This window comes from Salmonella sp. 2020_1395 (assembly GCF_043848115.1).
Taxonomy (GTDB): Bacteria; Pseudomonadota; Gammaproteobacteria; order Enterobacterales; family Enterobacteriaceae; genus Salmonella; species Salmonella enterica.
The window spans coordinates 236,201-253,563 of sequence record NZ_JBCMFH010000002.1 but is presented as its reverse complement, the minus strand read 5'-3'; the positions used below and the strand labels follow the sequence as shown (position 1 = coordinate 253,563).

General features: G+C 54.4%; 21 protein-coding genes and 1 CRISPR repeat array. Of the genes, 16 read left to right on the top strand and 5 right to left on the bottom strand.

Features of this window, described 5'->3' with window-relative positions:
• Position 1 precedes the first annotated feature (1 nt).
• From cas5e to cas2e, 4 genes are read left to right on the top strand one after another with little or no spacing between them, the layout of a single operon-like run.
• Entirely contained in the window at positions 2-748 is a 747-nt protein-coding gene (cas5e, locus tag ACH0WD_RS03850) for a type I-E CRISPR-associated protein Cas5/CasD (RefSeq protein WP_000085109.1), read from the top strand.
• Complete coding sequence (gene cas6e / locus ACH0WD_RS03845; protein WP_000281478.1) at positions 730-1,380, top strand: type I-E CRISPR-associated protein Cas6/Cse3/CasE; 651 nt, start codon at positions 730-732, stop codon at positions 1,378-1,380. The genes cas5e and cas6e overlap by 19 nt, the downstream gene beginning before the upstream one ends.
• Complete coding sequence (cas1e, locus tag ACH0WD_RS03840) at positions 1,377-2,297, top strand: type I-E CRISPR-associated endonuclease Cas1e (protein WP_000144834.1); 921 nt, start codon at positions 1,377-1,379, stop codon at positions 2,295-2,297. Before cas6e ends, cas1e begins: the two co-directional genes overlap by 4 nt.
• The gene (gene cas2e / locus ACH0WD_RS03835; protein WP_001518648.1) at positions 2,297-2,590 is read left to right on the top strand and encodes a type I-E CRISPR-associated endoribonuclease Cas2e; all 294 of its coding nucleotides are present in this window, start codon (positions 2,297-2,299) and stop codon (positions 2,588-2,590) included. Before cas1e ends, cas2e begins: the two co-directional genes overlap by 1 nt.
• Before the next feature lie 96 nt (positions 2,591-2,686).
• Positions 2,687-3,813: direct repeats of the CRISPR family, unit length 29 nt; unit sequence GTGTTCCCCGCGCCAGCGGGGATAAACCG.
• Positions 3,814-3,827: 14 nt separating this feature from the next.
• Here the strand turns inward: cas2e and ACH0WD_RS03830 are convergent.
• Positions 3,828-4,874, bottom strand: a complete 1,047-nt coding sequence (locus ACH0WD_RS03830; protein ID WP_000490481.1) for an aminopeptidase — start codon at positions 4,872-4,874, stop codon at positions 3,828-3,830.
• Positions 4,875-5,124: 250 nt separating this feature from the next.
• On the opposite strand from ACH0WD_RS03830, the gene cysD reads away from it, so the two are divergent.
• The 10 genes from cysD (at position 5,125) to ACH0WD_RS03780 (ending at position 12,566) form a co-directional block, all read left to right on the top strand.
• Positions 5,125-6,033 carry a sulfate adenylyltransferase subunit CysD gene (gene cysD, locus ACH0WD_RS03825; RefSeq protein WP_000372384.1) on the top strand — a complete coding sequence of 303 codons (909 nt, stop codon included), beginning with the start codon at positions 5,125-5,127 and terminating at the stop codon, positions 6,031-6,033.
• A 9-nt stretch (positions 6,034-6,042) separates the two neighbouring features.
• The gene (cysN, locus tag ACH0WD_RS03820) at positions 6,043-7,482 is read left to right on the top strand and encodes a sulfate adenylyltransferase subunit CysN (RefSeq protein WP_001092269.1); all 1,440 of its coding nucleotides are present in this window, start codon (positions 6,043-6,045) and stop codon (positions 7,480-7,482) included.
• A complete protein-coding gene (gene cysC, locus ACH0WD_RS03815) occupies positions 7,469-8,074 on the top strand; it encodes an adenylyl-sulfate kinase (protein ID WP_001173663.1) in 606 nt (201 codons plus the stop codon). Before cysN ends, cysC begins: the two co-directional genes overlap by 14 nt.
• A 50-nt stretch (positions 8,075-8,124) precedes the next feature.
• Positions 8,125-8,448: a DUF3561 family protein gene (locus tag ACH0WD_RS03810; protein ID WP_001537530.1), complete on the top strand. Its 324-nt coding sequence runs from the start codon at positions 8,125-8,127 to the stop codon at positions 8,446-8,448.
• Positions 8,449-8,638: 190 nt separating this feature from the next.
• A complete protein-coding gene (gene ftsB, locus ACH0WD_RS03805; RefSeq protein ID WP_000517480.1) occupies positions 8,639-8,950 on the top strand; it encodes a cell division protein FtsB in 312 nt (103 codons plus the stop codon).
• Between the two features lie 18 nt (positions 8,951-8,968).
• Positions 8,969-9,679 carry a 2-C-methyl-D-erythritol 4-phosphate cytidylyltransferase gene (ispD, locus tag ACH0WD_RS03800; protein ID WP_000741640.1) on the top strand — a complete coding sequence of 237 codons (711 nt, stop codon included), beginning with the start codon at positions 8,969-8,971 and terminating at the stop codon, positions 9,677-9,679.
• Positions 9,679-10,158 carry a 2-C-methyl-D-erythritol 2,4-cyclodiphosphate synthase gene (ispF, locus tag ACH0WD_RS03795; protein ID WP_001219244.1) on the top strand — a complete coding sequence of 160 codons (480 nt, stop codon included), beginning with the start codon at positions 9,679-9,681 and terminating at the stop codon, positions 10,156-10,158. Before ispD ends, ispF begins: the two co-directional genes overlap by 1 nt.
• Positions 10,155-11,204, top strand: coding sequence for a tRNA pseudouridine(13) synthase TruD (gene truD / locus ACH0WD_RS03790; RefSeq protein WP_000134246.1), 1,050 nt, complete (start codon positions 10,155-10,157; stop codon positions 11,202-11,204). Before ispF ends, truD begins: the two co-directional genes overlap by 4 nt.
• Positions 11,185-11,946, top strand: coding sequence for a 5'/3'-nucleotidase SurE (surE, locus tag ACH0WD_RS03785; RefSeq protein WP_001221538.1), 762 nt, complete (start codon positions 11,185-11,187; stop codon positions 11,944-11,946). The genes truD and surE overlap by 20 nt, the downstream gene beginning before the upstream one ends.
• Complete coding sequence (locus ACH0WD_RS03780; RefSeq protein ID WP_000253545.1) at positions 11,940-12,566, top strand: protein-L-isoaspartate(D-aspartate) O-methyltransferase; 627 nt, start codon at positions 11,940-11,942, stop codon at positions 12,564-12,566. The genes surE and ACH0WD_RS03780 overlap by 7 nt, the downstream gene beginning before the upstream one ends.
• Positions 12,567-12,704: 138 nt before the next feature.
• Here the strand turns inward: ACH0WD_RS03780 and ACH0WD_RS03775 are convergent, their stop codons facing one another.
• Positions 12,705-12,863, bottom strand: a complete 159-nt coding sequence (locus tag ACH0WD_RS03775; protein ID WP_223148970.1) for a peptidase — start codon at positions 12,861-12,863, stop codon at positions 12,705-12,707.
• Here ACH0WD_RS03775 and nlpD point away from each other — a divergent pair.
• Positions 12,793-13,875, top strand: a complete 1,083-nt coding sequence (gene nlpD, locus ACH0WD_RS03770) for a murein hydrolase activator NlpD (RefSeq protein ID WP_223149274.1) — start codon at positions 12,793-12,795, stop codon at positions 13,873-13,875. The two genes, ACH0WD_RS03775 and nlpD, sit on opposite strands and share 71 nt — an antisense overlap.
• Positions 13,876-13,937: 62 nt before the next feature.
• Positions 13,938-14,930, top strand: a complete 993-nt coding sequence (rpoS, locus tag ACH0WD_RS03765) for an RNA polymerase sigma factor RpoS (protein WP_000081498.1) — start codon at positions 13,938-13,940, stop codon at positions 14,928-14,930.
• Positions 14,931-14,974: 44 nt separating this feature from the next.
• On the opposite strand, the gene ACH0WD_RS03760 is transcribed toward rpoS, so the two are convergent.
• The 3 genes from ACH0WD_RS03760 to ACH0WD_RS03750 are packed head-to-tail and all read right to left on the bottom strand — an operon-like array spanning position 14,975 to position 17,242.
• A complete protein-coding gene (locus ACH0WD_RS03760) occupies positions 14,975-15,211 on the bottom strand; it encodes a non-oxidative hydroxyarylic acid decarboxylases subunit D (protein WP_000562964.1) in 237 nt (78 codons plus the stop codon).
• 10 nt (positions 15,212-15,221) lie between these two features.
• Positions 15,222-16,649 (bottom strand): non-oxidative hydroxyarylic acid decarboxylases subunit C, encoded by a 1,428-nt coding sequence (locus ACH0WD_RS03755; RefSeq protein WP_000863168.1) that lies wholly within the window; start codon positions 16,647-16,649, stop codon positions 15,222-15,224.
• The gene (locus tag ACH0WD_RS03750) at positions 16,649-17,242 is read right to left on the bottom strand and encodes a non-oxidative hydroxyarylic acid decarboxylases subunit B (protein WP_001237180.1); all 594 of its coding nucleotides are present in this window, start codon (positions 17,240-17,242) and stop codon (positions 16,649-16,651) included. Before ACH0WD_RS03750 ends, ACH0WD_RS03755 begins: the two co-directional genes overlap by 1 nt.
• Positions 17,243-17,363 lie beyond the last annotated feature (121 nt).

Here is a 17,363-nt window from a genome sequence, read left to right as displayed (position 1 = left end):
TATGAGCCAATATCTGGTTTTTCAGCTTCACGGGCCGATGGCGTCCTGGGGCGTGGATGCGCCAGGCGAAGTGCGCCACAGCCATGAGCTACCCTCACGCTCGGCGCTGTTGGGGTTATTAGCTGCGGCGCTGGGAATTCGCCGCGATGAGGAGGAACGGCTAAACGCCTTCAATCGTCATTACCAATTTTTGCTGTGCGCCAGTGGCAACCCGCGCTGGGCGCGGGATTATCACACGGTGCAGATGCCGAAAGAGGTACGTAAGGCACGTTACTTTAGCCGTCGCGAAGAGTTACAGGATCCTGAATTACTGAGCGCGCTGATTTCCCGACGCGACTACTACACCGACGCTTGGTGGATGATTGCTGTCAGCGCGACGCCGGACGCGCCTTACACGTTGGCGCAGCTTCAGGCGGCGTTACAACATCCTGTGTTCCCGCTGTACCTGGGGCGCAAAAGTCACCCTCTGGCGTTGCCGCTTGCGCCGCAACTGCTGGAAGGGAGTGCGGCGGATGTCCTGCGTGAAGCATATCGTTGGTATCAGGATCAATTCAATGCGCTGAAACTGCCTCTCCCCAGATTACAGAACGAATGCTGGTGGGAAGGTGAACACGATGGCTTAACGGCGAGCAAAATTTTACGTCGTCGCGACATGCCGTTGAGCCGCCAGCAATGGCTGTTCGGTGAACGTAGCGTGAATCAGGGGCCGTGGCTCCGCAAGGAGGACGCGTGTATCTCTCAAGAATAACGCTGCACACCAGCGAGCTTTCGCCGGCACAGCTCTTGCATCTGGTGGAGCGCGGCGAGTACGTGATGCACCAGTGGTTATGGGATCTCTTTCCCGGCGGCAAGGAACGGCAGTTTCTTTATCGCCGCGAAGAGTTACAGGGCGCGTTTCGCTTTTTTGTTCTCTCACAGGAACAGCCTGCCGCCAGCGCGATTTTTGACGTGCAGACTCGCCCATTTGCGCCAATGCTGAGCGCGGGACAGACGCTGCGGTTTAACTTGCGCGCCAATCCGACGGTTTGCAAAAACGGCAAGCGTCACGATTTGCTGATGGAGGCGAAACGCCAGCGTAAAACGCAGGGTGATAGCCAGGATATTTGGTCTTATCAGCAGCAGGCGGCGCTGACGTGGTTGGCGCGCCAGGGGGAGCAAAATGGCTTCACCCTGCGCGAAACGAGCGTTGATGCTTATCGGCAGCAGCAGATACGTCGAGAGAAATCCCGGCAGATGATTCAGTTTAGCAGCGTGGACTATACCGGCGTGCTGGTGCTTAACGATCCCGTGCTTTTCCTGCAACGTCTGGCGCAGGGGTACGGTAAAAGCCGGGCGTTTGGCTGCGGAATGATGATGATCAAACCCGGAGACGACGCGTGACGTTCGTACCGCTCAACCCGATCCCGTTAAAAGATCGAACCTCGATGATCTTCCTCCAGTACGGTCAAATTGACGTGCTGGATGGGGCATTCGTGCTGATCGATAAAACGGGAGTCCGCACGCACATTCCCGTCGGTTCGGTCGCTTGTATCATGCTGGAACCGGGAACGCGGGTTTCCCATGCGGCAGTGCATTTAGCATCAACGGTCGGCACCCTGTTGGTATGGGTGGGCGAGGCGGGAGTGCGGGTCTATTCCTCCGGACAACCCGGTGGCGCACGAGCCGATAAGTTGCTTTATCAGGCAAAGCTGGCGTTAGATGATGACCTGCGGCTTAAAGTAGTCCGCAAAATGTATGAACTGCGTTTTCGTGAGCCGCCTCCCGCCCGTCGTTCCGTTGAGCAACTGCGCGGTATTGAAGGATCCCGTGTGCGGGCGACCTATGCATTACTGGCGAAGCAGTATGGCGTGAAATGGCATGGTCGTAACTACGATCCGAAAGACTGGGAGAAGGGGGATGTCGTCAACCGATGTATTAGCGCGGCGACATCGTGCCTGTACGGGATTTCAGAAGCGGCTATCCTGGCGGCGGGCTATGCGCCAGCTATCGGTTTTATCCATAGCGGTAAGCCGCTTTCTTTTGTTTATGACATTGCCGATATCATCAAATTTGAATCGGTGGTGCCCAAAGCATTTGAGATCGCCGCTCGTCACCCGGCGGAACCTGATAAAGAAGTGCGCCTGGCCTGCCGGGATATTTTTCGCAGTTCGAAGCTGACCGGAAAATTGATCCCACTGATCGAAGAGGTACTCGCTGCCGGTGAAATTGAACCCCCTCAGCCTGCGTCGGATATGCTGCCGCCAGCAATACCGGAACCTGAATCACTGGGTGATAGCGGCCATCGGGGGCATGGTTGATGAGTATGGTGGTTGTGGTCACGGAAAACGTACCGCCGCGCCTGCGGGGACGTCTTGCCGTCTGGTTACTCGAGGTTCGTGCAGGTGTTTATGTTGGCGATACCTCGAAGCGTATTCGGGAAATGATTTGGCAACAGATCACACAGCTTGGCGGAGTCGGAAACGTAGTAATGGCTTGGGCAACAAATACTGAGTCTGGTTTTGAGTTCCAGACCTGGGGTGAAAACAGACGTATTCCGGTAGATTTGGATGGACTTAGATTAGTTTCTTTTCTTCCTGTTGAAAATCAATAAGTTGAATGTTCTTTAATAATAAGGAATTGTTATCTTACCGTTGGTAGTTTGTTAGGTAGTAAAAAAGGGCTTTTAGAACAAATATATAGTTTTAGTGTGTTCCCCGCGCCAGCGGGGATAAACCGGAGGCGCTGGCCGCGCTGGCCGCAGAAAAATTGTGTTCCCCGCGCCAGCGGGGATAAACCGGTAGCCTTCAGACACTTTAGCCAGGTTCCCTAGTGTTCCCCGCGCCAGCGGGGATAAACCGAGCGAAAAAAAAGACGACGAACTCGTCACAACGTGTTCCCCGCGCCAGCGGGGATAAACCGCGCACCTGCCGGGACATGACCCTGCCGGAGCTGTGTTCCCCGCGCCAGCGGGGATAAACCGGTCATTTTCTTGTTAATGGCGCTTGCATTAACGTGTTCCCCGCGCCAGCGGGGATAAACCGCTGTGTGGTCTGTGCATAACGGTGTAACAGAGGTGTTCCCCGCGCCAGCGGGGATAAACCGCTGGGAAGATTGGGCGCTTTCAATATCTTCCAGTGTTCCCCGCGCCAGCGGGGATAAACCGAAAAATAGTCCTGAACGATAGCCCGCGCGGTCGTGTTCCCCGCGCCAGCGGGGATAAACCGCAGGAGTGGCTGGAGACTGTCGTCAAGCCTGAGTGTTCCCCGCGCCAGCGGGGATAAACCGTTTTATAACGACACTAAAACCCGCCAGTTATAGTGTTCCCCGCGCCAGCGGGGATAAACCGATTTTAACGGCAAGGTCGACAGGAGATACCACGTGTTCCCCGCGCCAGCGGGGATAAACCGGATCATCACCCAGGCATTTTCTGGAATATGAAGTGTTCCCCGCGCCAGCGGGGATAAACCGAATCCCGATGATCATGAATATTTCTGGCGCCAGTGTTCCCCGCGCCAGCGGGGATAAACCGGCTAAAACGGCGCTTGAGAACAGTATCAATATGTGTTCCCCGCGCCAGCGGGGATAAACCGTGACGAGGTGCGAGCGATGGTATCAAGGCCTAGTGTTTCCCGCGCCAGCGGGGATAAACCGGGTTAACCAGGGGTTTTTCCCCACTATTTCGCGTGTTCCCCGCGCCAGCGGGGATAAACCGGCAGAAACAGAAACCGGATATGAGCCATCCATGTGTTCCCCGCGCCAGCGGGGATAAACCGAGGGGCGTTCCGCAGTCGGCAAGGGCTGAAAAATGTTCCCCGCGTCAGCGGGGATAAACACGTTTCACCAGCATATCAGGACGTTTTTTCCGCCTTCGCCAGCTCTTTTACCAACGGCAGCATTATCCGCACTACATCGCGGCTACGGCGCTCAATCCGCCCTGGCAGCGCCTTGTCAATATGCTGTTGATTATCAAGCCGTACGTCGTGCCAGCTATTGCCGTTCGGGAAGGATGCATTTTTCACACGTTGCTGGTATCCGTCTTTTTTACCCAGGTTCCAGTTCGTCGCCTCAACAGAAAGCACCGATATTCCCGCTTTATCGAAAACCTCCGCATCATTACAGCAACCCGTTCCTTTGGGGTAGGATGGATTGCGTCCCGGATTGGTGTTGGCGGCGATACCATAACGGCGCGCAATCGCTAATGCCCGATCGCGGGTCAGTGTACGCACCGCTTCAGGCGTATTTTTCCCGCTATTAAAATAGAGCTTGTCGCCAACAATCAGGTTATCGAGATTAATGACCAGCAGCGTATTTTTCTTCTCAGCGTCACTCATTCGTTTGAGTAAATTTTCCGCGCCTAGCTTTCCCTCTTCTTCCCCGCTGGTGGCGATAAAACGAATCCCATAATGGGTCGGTATATCTTTCAGACGCGCCGCCAGTTCCAGCATAACGCCTAATCCCGCGGCATTATCATCCATTCCCTGTAACGTTAAACCGCCCAGATTGGCATCGACATCAGCGTCGCTCTGCGGAGCGTAGGTATCCAGATGCGCCATAATGATGATCTGCTGCGGCACGCGCCCTTCATGGGCGGCGATGACCGTACTGCCCGTCACGTTATGCCAGTTTTTGCGATTATCCTTCGTGGTATAAATAAATCGGCTATTAAACGTTCGAATATCGCTTTGGTATCCCATCTGGGTAAATTGTTGGCGTAAATAATCGGCAGACAACATCTCGGCGGGGGAGCCCGTCATTCTCCCGGGAAAAAAGGTGGCGATATGTCGTGCCTGAGTATTCGCTATTTCACCAGGCCCTGGTGATGCTGCTTGTGCAGGAAGGATAAAGCCTACGCCGAGCGCCAGAATGACGGCAAAGCGGCGCGTTGCGGAAAACATAATGAGTCCTTAAATACAGAACAAAATTTTACGTGGCTAGTATGAAACCGCGATCGTGTTAATACAATTTCATTTGCTCCTAAATGCTGGCAATCCGGTACGTTAAGCATTTTTTGATATTGGTTTTTGGGCCGCGTTATTCCTTTGAGGAACTACTCATTCCAATTCGTCATTTCATTCACTCTCCTGCGCTCCCTATAGTCGTGTAATCGAAATGTTTAGCAAAAAACGGTATTGCAAAGGAACGGTTATGGATCAAAAACGACTCACCCACCTGCGGCAACTGGAGGCGGAAAGTATCCACATTATCCGTGAAGTGGCAGCGGAATTCGCTAATCCGGTCATGCTGTACTCCATTGGTAAAGACTCCAGCGTCATGCTGCATCTGGCGCGTAAGGCGTTTTATCCGGGTACGTTGCCGTTCCCGCTATTGCACGTTGATACCGGTTGGAAATTCCGTGAGATGTACGCCTTTCGCGATCGTACCGCCAACGCATACGGCTGCGAATTGCTGGTACATAAAAATCCGGAAGGCGTGGCGATGGGCATCAATCCGTTCGTTCACGGTAGCGCTAAACACACCGACATTATGAAAACCGAAGGGTTAAAGCAGGCGCTGAATAAGTACGGTTTTGATGCCGCGTTCGGCGGCGCACGGCGCGATGAGGAAAAATCCCGCGCGAAAGAACGTATTTACTCCTTTCGTGACCGTTTCCATCGCTGGGACCCGAAAAATCAGCGGCCAGAGTTGTGGCGTAACTATAACGGTCAGATTAATAAAGGCGAAAGTATACGCGTCTTCCCGCTCTCCAACTGGACAGAGCAGGATATCTGGCAATACATCTGGCTGGAAAACATCGACATCGTGCCGCTGTATTTGGCTGCTGAACGCCCGGTTCTGGAACGTGACGGCATGTTGATGATGGTGGATGACGATCGTATCGATCTCCAGCCTGGCGAAGTCATCAAAAAAAGGATGGTGCGCTTCCGTACACTTGGCTGTTGGCCGCTCACCGGGGCGGTGGAATCCCACGCGCAAACGCTGCCGGAAATTATCGAAGAGATGCTGGTTTCTACCACCAGCGAGCGCCAGGGGAGGATGATTGACCGCGATCAGGCGGGGTCGATGGAGCTTAAAAAACGTCAGGGGTATTTCTAAGGAGCCGCCATGAACACCATACTTGCACAACAAATCGCCAATGAAGGCGGCGTCGAAGCCTGGATGATGGCCCAACAACACAAAAGCCTGCTGCGTTTTTTAACCTGTGGCAGCGTTGATGACGGTAAAAGTACGCTGATAGGTCGTTTGCTGCACGATACCCTGCAAATTTATGAAGATCAGCTCTCTTCTCTGCATAATGACAGTAAACGTCATGGCACGCAGGGAGAAAAACTCGATCTGGCGCTGCTGGTAGATGGGCTACAGGCCGAGCGTGAGCAGGGCATTACTATTGACGTCGCGTACCGCTATTTCTCCACGGAAAAACGAAAATTTATTATCGCCGACACGCCGGGCCATGAACAATATACCCGTAATATGGCGACCGGGGCGTCCACCTGCGATCTGGCGATCCTACTGATCGACGCGCGTAAAGGCGTGCTGGATCAGACGCGTCGCCATAGCTTTATCTCCACTCTGTTGGGGATCAAACACCTGGTGGTGGCAATCAACAAAATGGATCTCGTTGACTACCGCGAAGAGACCTTCGCCCGTATTCGTGAAGATTATCTGACCTTTGCTGAACAGTTGCCGGGCGATCTGGATATTCGCTTTGTCCCGCTTTCGGCGCTGGAAGGGGATAATGTCGCCGCGCAGAGCGCGAATATGCGCTGGTACAGCGGTCCGACGCTGCTGGAAGTCCTGGAAACGGTAGACATACAGCGTGCGGTAGACCGTCAGCCGATGCGCTTTCCGGTACAATACGTCAATCGCCCGAATCTTGATTTTCGGGGGTATGCCGGCACTCTGGCGTCTGGTAGCGTCAAAGTCGGAGAGCGCATTAAAGTGCTGCCGTCTGGCGTGGAATCCAGCGTGGCGCGTATCGTCACTTTTGATGGCGATAAAGAAGAAGCCTGTGCGGGCGAAGCCATTACCCTGGTACTCAACGACGACATTGATATTAGCCGCGGCGATCTGCTGCTGGCGGCAAACGAGACGCTGGCACCTGCGCGGCACGCCGCGATCGACGTGGTATGGATGGCGGAACAGCCGCTGGCGCCGGGCCAAAGCTACGACGTTAAACTCGCGGGTAAGAAAACCCGCGCGCGTATCGAGGCTATTCGCTATCAGATTGATATCAACAATCTGACCCAACGAGACGTCGAGAGCCTGCCGTTAAACGGTATTGGTCTGGTAGAGATGACATTCGATGAGCCGCTCGCGCTGGATATTTATCAGCAAAATCCGGTGACGGGCGGACTGATTTTTATCGACCGGCTTTCTAACGTTACCGTGGGCGCTGGCATGGTGCGGGAACTGGACGAACGCGGAGCGACGCCGCCCGTGGAATACAGTGCGTTTGAGCTGGAGCTGAATGCGCTGGTACGCCGTCATTTTCCGCACTGGGACGCCCGCGATTTGCTGGGAGATAAACATGGCGCTGCATGATGAGAACGTGGTCTGGCACTCTCATCCCGTTACTGTCGCCGCCCGTGAACAGCTCCACGGCCACCGTGGCGTGGTGCTGTGGTTTACCGGACTCTCCGGTTCGGGAAAATCAACGGTGGCTGGCGCGCTGGAAGAGGCGTTACATCAGCGTGGCGTCAGTACCTACCTGTTGGATGGCGATAATGTGCGCCACGGTTTGTGCCGTGATTTAGGTTTTAGCGATGCCGATCGCCAGGAAAATATCCGGCGGGTAGGCGAAGTGGCCAGTCTGATGGCGGACGCCGGCCTGATTGTTTTGACGGCATTTATTTCTCCGCACCGCGCCGAGCGGCAACTGGTAAAAGAGCGCGTCGGCCACGATCGTTTTATCGAGATTTATGTCAATACGCCGCTGGCTATCTGTGAACAGCGCGATCCTAAAGGATTGTATAAAAAAGCGCGCGCGGGCGAGTTGCGTAACTTTACCGGTATCGACGCCATTTACGAAGCGCCTGACTCGCCACAGGTTCATCTTAATGGTGAACAATTAGTAACAAATTTGGTTTCCCAATTATTAGACCTGCTGAGACGGCGCGATATTATCAGATCCTGAGACACCACCGGGCTTGTATGCCCGGTATGGTCAAGGTTACAGGATTTAATATGCGTAATAGCCATAACATTACTTTCACAAGGTCAGACGCCTTCATGGTCGACGATGACGCCACCAGTGCATTTCCGGGGGCGGTGGTCGGCTTTGTGTCATGGCTGCTGGCGTTGGGGATCCCTTTTCTGCTTTATGGCCCTAACACGCTGTTTTTTTTCCTCTATACCTGGCCCTTTTTCCTCGCGTTAATGCCGGTATCGGTGATTATCGGCATTGCGTTGCATCTGCTGGTAAAGGGCAAAATACTTTTTAGCATCATGTTTACTCTACTGGCCGTAGGCGCGCTGTTCGGCGCGTTATTCATATGGCTATTAGGGTAGACGGGTTATCACTGCGCCTCCGGTCATAATTCAAACCGTAACCAACAATGAGATTATGTTCTCCTTACTCGGGTATACGTAACATCCGGCAAATGTGGTACATTTGCCGGCGTTGTCGCGGCAATCCCGTCCTGAATGTGGAGTCACAGAGGACGTTATGGGATGATGATGCCGTTTTTCAGGGGGCAGGATGGGTAAACTAACGCTGCTGTTGCTGGCTTTACTGGTCTGGCTACAGTACTCGCTGTGGTTCGGTAAGAACGGCATACATGACTATAGCCGCGTCAACGATGATGTGGTCGCGCAGCAGGCGACAAACGCCAAACTTAAAGCGCGTAACGATCAGCTTTTTGCCGAAATTGACGATCTCAATGGCGGCCAGGAAGCGATAGAGGAGCGCGCGCGCAACGAACTTAGCATGACCAAACCGGGCGAAACCTTCTATCGTCTGGTGCCTGACGCCTCAAAACGCGCGGCAACGGCGGGGCAAACTCATCGATAAACCATCCAGGGATTTAACATGGCAGCCACTTTATTGGACGTTTGCGCCGTGGTGCCGGCGGCCGGATTTGGCCGCCGAATGCAAACAGAATGTCCTAAGCAGTATCTCTCAATCGGTAATAAAACCATTCTGGAGCACTCAGTTCATGCGCTGCTGGCGCATCCTCGGGTGACACGCGTTGTTATTGCTATCAGCCTTGGCGATCATCGCTTTGCCCAACTTCCGCTGGCGAATCATCCGCAAATCACCGTTGTGGATGGCGGCAACGAACGCGCTGATTCCGTTTTGGCCGGGTTACAGGCCGTTGCAAAGGCGCAGTGGGTGCTGGTGCACGACGCGGCAAGACCCTGTTTGCATCAGGATGACCTTGCGCGGTTACTGGCCATCAGCGAAAACAGCCGGGTCGGCGGTATTCTCGCCAGTCCGGTGCGCGACACCATGAAACGCGGCGAACCGGGGAAAAACGCTATTGCCCATACCGTAGAGCGCGCCGATTTATGGCACGCGCTCACCCCGCAGTTTTTCCCCCGCGAACTCTTGCACGATTGTCTGACGCGTGCGCTGAATGAAGGCGCGACCATCACCGACGAGGCGTCAGCGCTGGAGTATTGTGGTTTTCATCCGGCGCTGGTAGAAGGTCGCGCGGATAACATCAAGGTCACCCGTCCGGAAGATCTGGCGCTGGCGGAATTTTATCTGACCCGAACCATCCACCAGGAGAAAGCATAATGCGAATTGGACACGGTTTTGACGTACACGCGTTTGGCGGAGAAGGGCCGATTATTATTGGCGGCGTGCGTATCCCTTATGAAAAAGGGCTATTGGCGCATTCCGATGGCGATGTGGCGTTACATGCGCTGACCGATGCGCTGCTGGGCGCGGCGGCGCTTGGCGATATCGGCAAGCTCTTCCCGGATACCGATCCGGCATTTAAGGGAGCGGATAGCCGCGAACTACTGCGTGAAGCCTGGCGTCGTATTCAGGCGAAGGGGTACACCCTCGGCAACGTGGATGTCACCATTATTGCGCAGGCGCCGAAAATGTTGCCGCATATTCCGCAAATGCGCGTCTTTATCGCCGAAGATCTCGGCTGCCATATGGATGACGTTAACGTGAAGGCGACGACGACGGAAAAGCTCGGATTTACCGGACGCGGAGAAGGCATTGCCTGCGAAGCGGTCGCGTTGCTGATGAAGGCGGCGAAATGACAGAGTTTGACAATCTCACCTGGCTGCACGGAAAACCACAAGGTAGCGGATTGCTGAAAGCGAATCCGGAAGATTTTGTGGTAGTTGAAGATTTAGGCTTTACGCCGGATGGTGAAGGCGAGCACATTTTGCTGCGTATTTTGAAAAACGGTTGCAATACCCGTTTTGTCGCTGACGCGCTGGCGAAATTCCTGAAAATTCACGCTCGCGAAGTGAGCTTTGCCGGGCAAAAAGATAAACACGCCGTTACCGAGCAGTGGCTGTGCGCGCGCGTGCCGGGGAAAGAGATGCCCGATTTCAGCGCCTTTCAGCTGGAAGGTTGTAAAGTGCTGGAATACGCGCGTCACAAGCGTAAGCTGCGTTTAGGCGCGCTGAAAGGCAATGCCTTTACTCTGGTGTTGCGTGAAATAAGCGATCGCCGCGATGTCGAAACACGATTGCAGGCGATTCGCGATGGCGGCGTGCCGAACTATTTCGGCGCACAGCGATTCGGCATTGGCGGCAGCAACTTGCAGGGCGCGCTGCGCTGGGCGCAAAGTAACGCGCCGGTGCGCGATCGCAATAAACGCAGTTTTTGGTTGTCGGCGGCGCGTAGCGCGTTGTTTAATCAAATTGTTCACCAGCGGCTGAAGAAACCAGACTTTAATCAAGTTGTTGACGGCGATGCGCTACAATTAGCGGGGCGTGGAAGCTGGTTCGTCGCGACATCTGAAGAACTGCCTGAATTGCAGCGCCGGGTAGACGAAAAAGAGCTGATGATTACAGCGTCGTTGCCGGGCAGCGGAGAGTGGGGAACACAGCGTGCGGCGCTGGCGTTTGAGCAAGATGCCATTGCCCAGGAAACGGTGTTGCAATCGCTGTTGCTGCGCGAAAAAGTAGAGGCGTCGCGCAGAGCGATGCTGCTTTATCCGCAACAATTAAGCTGGAACTGGTGGGATGACGTTACCGTCGAGTTACGTTTCTGGCTGCCCGCAGGCAGTTTTGCCACCAGCGTAGTAAGGGAACTGATCAACACAATGGGTGATTATGCGCATATTGCTGAGTAACGATGACGGGGTTCACGCGCCCGGTATACAAACGCTGGCGAAAGCGCTGCGTGAGTTTGCTGATGTACAGGTCGTAGCCCCGGATCGTAACCGCAGCGGCGCGTCTAATTCCCTCACGCTGGAATCTTCGCTTCGTACTTTTACCTTTGATAATGGCGATATCGCCGTACAGATGGGGACGCCGACCGATTGCGTCTATCTGGGCGTTAATGCCTTAATGCGTCCGCGTCCGGATATTGTCGTTTCCGGTATTAACGCGGGTCCGAATCTGGGCGATGATGTGATCTATTCCGGTACTGTCGCCGCGGCGATGGAAGGTCGTCATCTCGGCTTTCCGGCATTAGCGGTCTCCCTTAACGGCTATCAGCATTATGATACGGCGGCGGCCGTGACTTGCGCGCTTTTGCGAGGGTTAAGCCGGGAGCCGTTGCGTACCGGGCGTATTCTCAACGTGAATGTCCCGGATCTACCGTTAGCGCAGGTTAAAGGCATCCGCGTGACTCGCTGCGGTAGTCGCCATCCAGCGGATAAAGTGATCCCGCAGGAAGATCCGCGCGGTAATACATTGTACTGGATTGGCCCGCCGGGCGATAAATACGATGCCGGGCCGGATACCGATTTCGCGGCGGTGGATGAAGGCTACGTCTCCGTCACGCCGTTGCATGTGGATTTAACCGCGCACAGCGCGCATGATGTGGTTTCAGACTGGTTAGACAGCGTGGGAGTTGGCACGCAATGGTAAGTGGACGTGTACAGGCTCTTCTTGAACAATTGCGCGCGCAGGGCATCAGAGATGAGCAGGTGCTTAATGCGCTTGCCGCAGTGCCGCGCGAGAAATTTATTGATGAAGCGTTTGAACATAAGGCCTGGGAAAATATCGCTTTGCCGATAGGCCAGGGTCAGACGATTTCGCAGCCCTATATGGTGGCGCGAATGACGGAACTGCTCGAACTGACGCCGCAATCCAGGGTGCTGGAAATTGGCACCGGTTCCGGCTATCAGACGGCGATTCTGGCGCATCTGGTGCATCACGTTTGCTCCGTTGAGCGGATTAAGGGGCTGCAATGGCAGGCGCGCCGCCGCCTGAAGCAGCTCGATTTACATAATGTTTCTACCCGTCATGGCGATGGCTGGCAAGGCTGGCAGGCGCGTGCGCCGTTTGACGCTATCATTGTGACGGCCGCGCCGCCGGAAATTCCTACCGCGCTCATGGCACAGTTGGATGAAGGCGGCATTCTTGTTTTGCCCGTGGGCGATGAGCAGCAGTTTTTGAAACGCGTGCGTCGCCGGGGCGGCGAATTTATTATCGATACCGTGGAGGCCGTTCGCTTCGTCCCGTTAGTCAAGGGAGAGCTGGCCTAGTTTGCCCTGCAAACACCCACTCTTACGCCTGATGAAGCCGAAACGAATACCTGGAGTTTTCCTGGTTATTCCCGGTGGGTTAAGCGTATCGTGAACACATTTTCCCGTGTTCACTTAATGCGTTGCACGGTTCTTACGTCACTGGTTGTTAACCAAATTTTTTCCTGGGGGATAAATGAGCGCGGGAAGCCCAAAATTCACCGTTAGTCGCATTGCGGCACTATCACTGGTTTCACTATGGCTGGCAGGTTGTACCAGTTCGTCAAACCCTCCGGCGCCGGTCACGTCTGTGGACAGTGGGTCGTCATCAAATACCAATTCCGGGATGTTGATCACACCGCCGCCAAAAATGGGCGCGACGACGCAACAAACGCCGCAACAAGCGCCGCAAATTCAACCCGTTCAGCGTCCTGTAACGCAGCCCATGCAAACTCAACCGGTCACGGAACAACCCGTGCAGATGGAAAATGGGCGAATCGTATACAATCGCCAGTATGGGAATATTCCGAAAGGTAGCTATACGGGTGGCAGTACTTACACCGTGAAAAAGGGTGATACGCTTTTTTACATCGCCTGGATTACCGGGAACGATTTCCGCGATCTGGCCCAGAGAAACAGTATTTCTGCCCCGTATAGCCTGAATGTAGGGCAAACTTTGCAAGTTGGTAACGCATCCGGTACGCCAATTACTGGCGGAAATGCGATCACCCAGGCGGATGCAGCACAGCAAGGAGTTGTGACCAGGTCTGCACAAAATTCCACCGTTGCAGTTGCGTCTCAACCAACAATTACGTATTCTGAGGGCTCAGGTGAACAAAGTGCTAACAAAATGTTGCCAAACAACAAGCCTGCTGGGACGGTTGTCACAGCGCCTGTAACGGCACCAACGGTAAGCACGACCGAACCAAATGCAAGCAGTACGTCAACCAGCGCGCCGATTTCCGCATGGCGCTGGCCGACGGATGGCAAAGTGATCGAAAACTTTGGCGCTTCCGAAGGGGGCAATAAAGGGATCGACATTGCAGGCAGTAAGGGACAGGCTATCGTCGCAACCGCTGATGGGCGCGTCGTATATGCCGGTAACGCACTGCGTGGTTACGGTAATCTTATTATCATCAAACATAACGATGATTACCTGAGTGCCTACGCCCATAATGATACGATGCTGGTCCGGGAACAACAGGAAGTTAAGGCGGGGCAAAAAATCGCTACTATGGGTAGCACCGGCACCAGCTCTACACGCTTGCATTTTGAAATTCGTTACAAGGGGAAATCCGTAAACCCGCTGCGTTATTTACCGCAGCGATAAAGCGGCGGAACCAGGCTTTGACTTGCTAGTTCCGTCAAGGGATCACGGGTAGGAGCCACCTTATGAGTCAGAATACGCTGAAAGTTCATGATTTAAATGAAGACGCGGAATTTGATGAGAACGGAGTAGAGGCTTTTGACGAAAAAGCCTTGAGTGAAGAGGAACCCAGTGATAACGACCTGGCTGAAGAAGAGCTGTTATCGCAAGGGGCCACACAGCGTGTGTTGGACGCGACTCAGCTTTACCTTGGTGAGATTGGGTATTCACCACTGTTAACAGCCGAAGAAGAAGTCTATTTTGCGCGTCGCGCACTGCGTGGAGATGTCGCTTCTCGCCGTCGCATGATTGAGAGTAACCTGCGTCTGGTGGTAAAAATTGCCCGCCGTTATGGCAATCGTGGACTGGCGTTGCTGGACCTGATTGAAGAGGGCAACCTGGGGCTTATCCGTGCAGTCGAGAAGTTTGACCCGGAACGCGGGTTCCGCTTCTCAACATACGCAACCTGGTGGATTCGCCAGACAATCGAACGGGCGATTATGAACCAAACCCGTACGATTCGCTTGCCGATTCACATTGTTAAAGAGCTGAACGTATACCTGCGCACCGCACGTGAGTTGTCGCATAAACTGGACCACGAACCGAGTGCGGAAGAAATTGCAGAGCAACTGGATAAACCGGTTGATGACGTCAGCCGTATGCTTCGTCTCAACGAGCGCATTACCTCGGTAGACACCCCGCTGGGCGGTGATTCCGAAAAAGCGTTGCTGGACATCCTGGCCGATGAAAAAGAGAACGGTCCGGAAGACACCACGCAAGATGACGATATGAAACAGAGCATCGTCAAATGGTTGTTCGAACTGAACGCCAAACAGCGTGAAGTGCTGGCGCGCCGTTTCGGTCTGCTGGGATATGAAGCTGCGACACTGGAAGATGTAGGCCGTGAAATCGGTCTTACGCGTGAACGTGTTCGTCAGATTCAGGTTGAAGGCCTGCGCCGTCTGCGCGAAATTCTGCAGACGCAGGGGCTGAATATCGAAGCGCTGTTCCGCGAGTAAGTACCCTTGTCAAAAAAAGGCCAGTCGACAGACTGGCCTTTTTTTTACCGTTTGTCTTCTGCCAGCAGCGGCGGGATACTCGGCACCATTGGCGCGTCATCAATATCTTTTTGCGTCATGCGAAACGCTTGTGGATAGTGTTCGCGGCTGGTACGGCGTAACGGTTCGGTATCGCGCCAGGTATACAGACAATGCTGACACTGATATACCGTCCAGACTCCTTTTACCGGCGAAGTCGCCATGAGTTCAATATGTGCATCGGCACAGCGTGGACAAATCATCGGTTACTCCTTATTTACGGTTGGCCAGCATGGCGGTCAGCTTTTCAGCCCAGGCTTTAGTTTCCGGTAAATCAACAACCGGCTGGCTATAGTGACCACGGTTATCTGGCGCAACCGGCGTGGTGGCGTCAATGATCAGCTTGTCGGTAATCCCCGCCGGGCTTGAGCCCGGGTCCAGTTCCAGGACGGACATATTCGGTAGCTGTACCAGATCGCCTGCCGGATTCACTTTCGACGACAACGCCCACATCACCTGTGGCAGATTGAATGGATCGACATCTTCATCGACCATGATCACCATCTTCACATATCCCAGACCGTGCGGCGTCGTCATCGCTCGCAGGCCCACCGCACGGGCAAAGCCGCCGTAGCGTTTTTTGGTCGAGATGATGGCCAGCAAGCCGTGGGTGTACATGGCGTTTACCGCCTGCACTTCCGGAAATTCGGCTTTCAGCTGTTGATACAGTGGCACGCAGGTCGCCGGCCCCATCAGGTAGTCGATTTCTGTCCACGGCATACCTAAATAGAGCGATTCAAAAATGGGTTTGCTGCGGTAAGAGACCTTATCGATACGCACCACGGTCATGTTGCGACCGCCGGAATAGTGGCCGGTAAATTCGCCGAACGGTCCTTCAATTTCACGTTTACGGCTTTCGATGACCCCTTCAAGAATGACTTCAGATCCCCACGGCACATCAAAACCGGTCAACGGCGCGGTGGCGATAGGATAGGGGCTTTCACGCAGCGCGCCTGCCATTTCATACTCTGACTGATCGTATTTCAGCGGCGTTGCGCCCATCAGGGTAATGATCGGATCGTTACCCAGCGTGATCGCAATCGGCAGATCTTCCCCACGCTCTTCGGCTTTGTGCAGGTGCAATGCGATATCATGCATCGGCACTGGTTGCAGACCCAGCTTACGCTTGCCTTTAACTTCCATACGGTAGATGCCGACATTCTGCTTGCCGAAGTTATCGGGATCGAGCGGATCGCGTGATACCACACAGGCTTTATCCAGATAGAATCCACCGTCGCCGTCGTTCAGACGAAACAGCGGCAGGATATCAAACAGGTTGATCGCGTCGCCGTCGACGGTATTTTCCGCCCAGCCCGGATTCGCCCGTCGTTCCGGCGCTACCGGAAAATTGTCCCAGCGGCGAATAAATTCATCGATCTGTTTTTTAACCGGCGTGTTAGGCGGCAAACCCAGTGAGATGGCATGGTTCTGCCAGGAACCGATGGTATTCATCGCCACGCGGGCGTCGGTAAAACCACGAATATTGTCAAACCACAGCGCGGGCGCGCCATCGCCGATGCGTCCCGTTGCGTTGGCAGCGGCGGCGAGATCCGGCTCCGCATTCACTTCCTCGCTGATTTTCAGCAGTTGTCCCTGCTGATCCAGCGCATGTAAAAAACTGCGCAAATCATCAAATGCCATTATCCATTCTCCTGTGAAAAATTTGCTGCCTGTCGCAGTCCTTGCCAGCGACGCGCGCGCGTATGCTCCAGACCAAACTGGTCGAGAACGCGCGCTACGATGTGCTGGATAATATCGTCAACGGTTTGCGGCAGGTTGTAGAACGCGGGCATGGGTGGCACTATCGCCACCCCCATACGAGAAAGCGCAAGCATGTTTTCCAGATGAATCGTGCTGAGCGGCATTTCCCGCGGCACAAGCACCAGCTTGCGACCCTCTTTCAACACGACATCGGCAGCGCGTCCCACCAGCCCCTCGGCATAGCCGGCGCGAACCCCCGCCAGTGTTTTCATACTGCAGGGGATAATAATCATGCCGTCGGTACGAAATGAGCCGGAGGAAATGGTCGCCGCCTGATCGGCCGGGCTATGACAATAATCTGCCAGGGCGGCTACCTCAGCGGGCGTGTAGGGCGTCTCCAGTTCAATAGTGGTTTTCGCCCACTTTGACATTACCAGATGCGTTTCAACATCAGGTATCGCCCGCAATGCCTGGAGTAGCTCGACGCCAAGCGGCGCGCCGGTCGCACCGGTCATCCCCACAATCAATCTCATTTCTTACCTCAAATATCGTTCGTATACGAACATTTTGATCAAAATACGCCCACACGGCCTTTGCGACAAGATCGCTCCCGACGCCTGCGCACGTTTAGCTAAAGCATTCGTCATTAAAAAA

What these genes read in the sequence shown, in the direction of transcription:
- cysN (WP_001092269.1), top strand. Translation starts at nt 6,043, where the DNA reads ATGAACACCATACTTGCACAACAAATCGCCAATGAAGGCGGCGTCGAA.
- ACH0WD_RS03810 (WP_001537530.1), top strand. Translation starts at nt 8,125, where the DNA reads ATGCGTAATAGCCATAACATTACTTTCACAAGGTCAGACGCCTTCATG.
- cysD (WP_000372384.1), top strand. Translation starts at nt 5,125, where the DNA reads ATGGATCAAAAACGACTCACCCACCTGCGGCAACTGGAGGCGGAAAGT.
- cas5e (WP_000085109.1), top strand. Translation starts at nt 2, where the DNA reads ATGAGCCAATATCTGGTTTTTCAGCTTCACGGGCCGATGGCGTCCTGG.
- ACH0WD_RS03755 (WP_000863168.1), bottom strand. Translation starts at nt 16,649, where the DNA reads ATGGCATTTGATGATTTGCGCAGTTTTTTACATGCGCTGGATCAGCAG.
- truD (WP_000134246.1), top strand. Translation starts at nt 10,155, where the DNA reads ATGACAGAGTTTGACAATCTCACCTGGCTGCACGGAAAACCACAAGGT.
- ACH0WD_RS03750 (WP_001237180.1), bottom strand. Translation starts at nt 17,242, where the DNA reads ATGAGATTGATTGTGGGGATGACCGGTGCGACCGGCGCGCCGCTTGGC.
- rpoS (WP_000081498.1), top strand. Translation starts at nt 13,938, where the DNA reads ATGAGTCAGAATACGCTGAAAGTTCATGATTTAAATGAAGACGCGGAA.
- ispD (WP_000741640.1), top strand. Translation starts at nt 8,969, where the DNA reads ATGGCAGCCACTTTATTGGACGTTTGCGCCGTGGTGCCGGCGGCCGGA.
- ACH0WD_RS03830 (WP_000490481.1), bottom strand. Translation starts at nt 4,874, where the DNA reads ATGTTTTCCGCAACGCGCCGCTTTGCCGTCATTCTGGCGCTCGGCGTA.
- surE (WP_001221538.1), top strand. Translation starts at nt 11,185, where the DNA reads ATGCGCATATTGCTGAGTAACGATGACGGGGTTCACGCGCCCGGTATA.
- cas2e (WP_001518648.1), top strand. Translation starts at nt 2,297, where the DNA reads ATGAGTATGGTGGTTGTGGTCACGGAAAACGTACCGCCGCGCCTGCGG.
- ispF (WP_001219244.1), top strand. Translation starts at nt 9,679, where the DNA reads ATGCGAATTGGACACGGTTTTGACGTACACGCGTTTGGCGGAGAAGGG.
- ftsB (WP_000517480.1), top strand. Translation starts at nt 8,639, where the DNA reads ATGGGTAAACTAACGCTGCTGTTGCTGGCTTTACTGGTCTGGCTACAG.
- cysC (WP_001173663.1), top strand. Translation starts at nt 7,469, where the DNA reads ATGGCGCTGCATGATGAGAACGTGGTCTGGCACTCTCATCCCGTTACT.
- ACH0WD_RS03760 (WP_000562964.1), bottom strand. Translation starts at nt 15,211, where the DNA reads ATGATTTGTCCACGCTGTGCCGATGCACATATTGAACTCATGGCGACT.
- ACH0WD_RS03780 (WP_000253545.1), top strand. Translation starts at nt 11,940, where the DNA reads ATGGTAAGTGGACGTGTACAGGCTCTTCTTGAACAATTGCGCGCGCAG.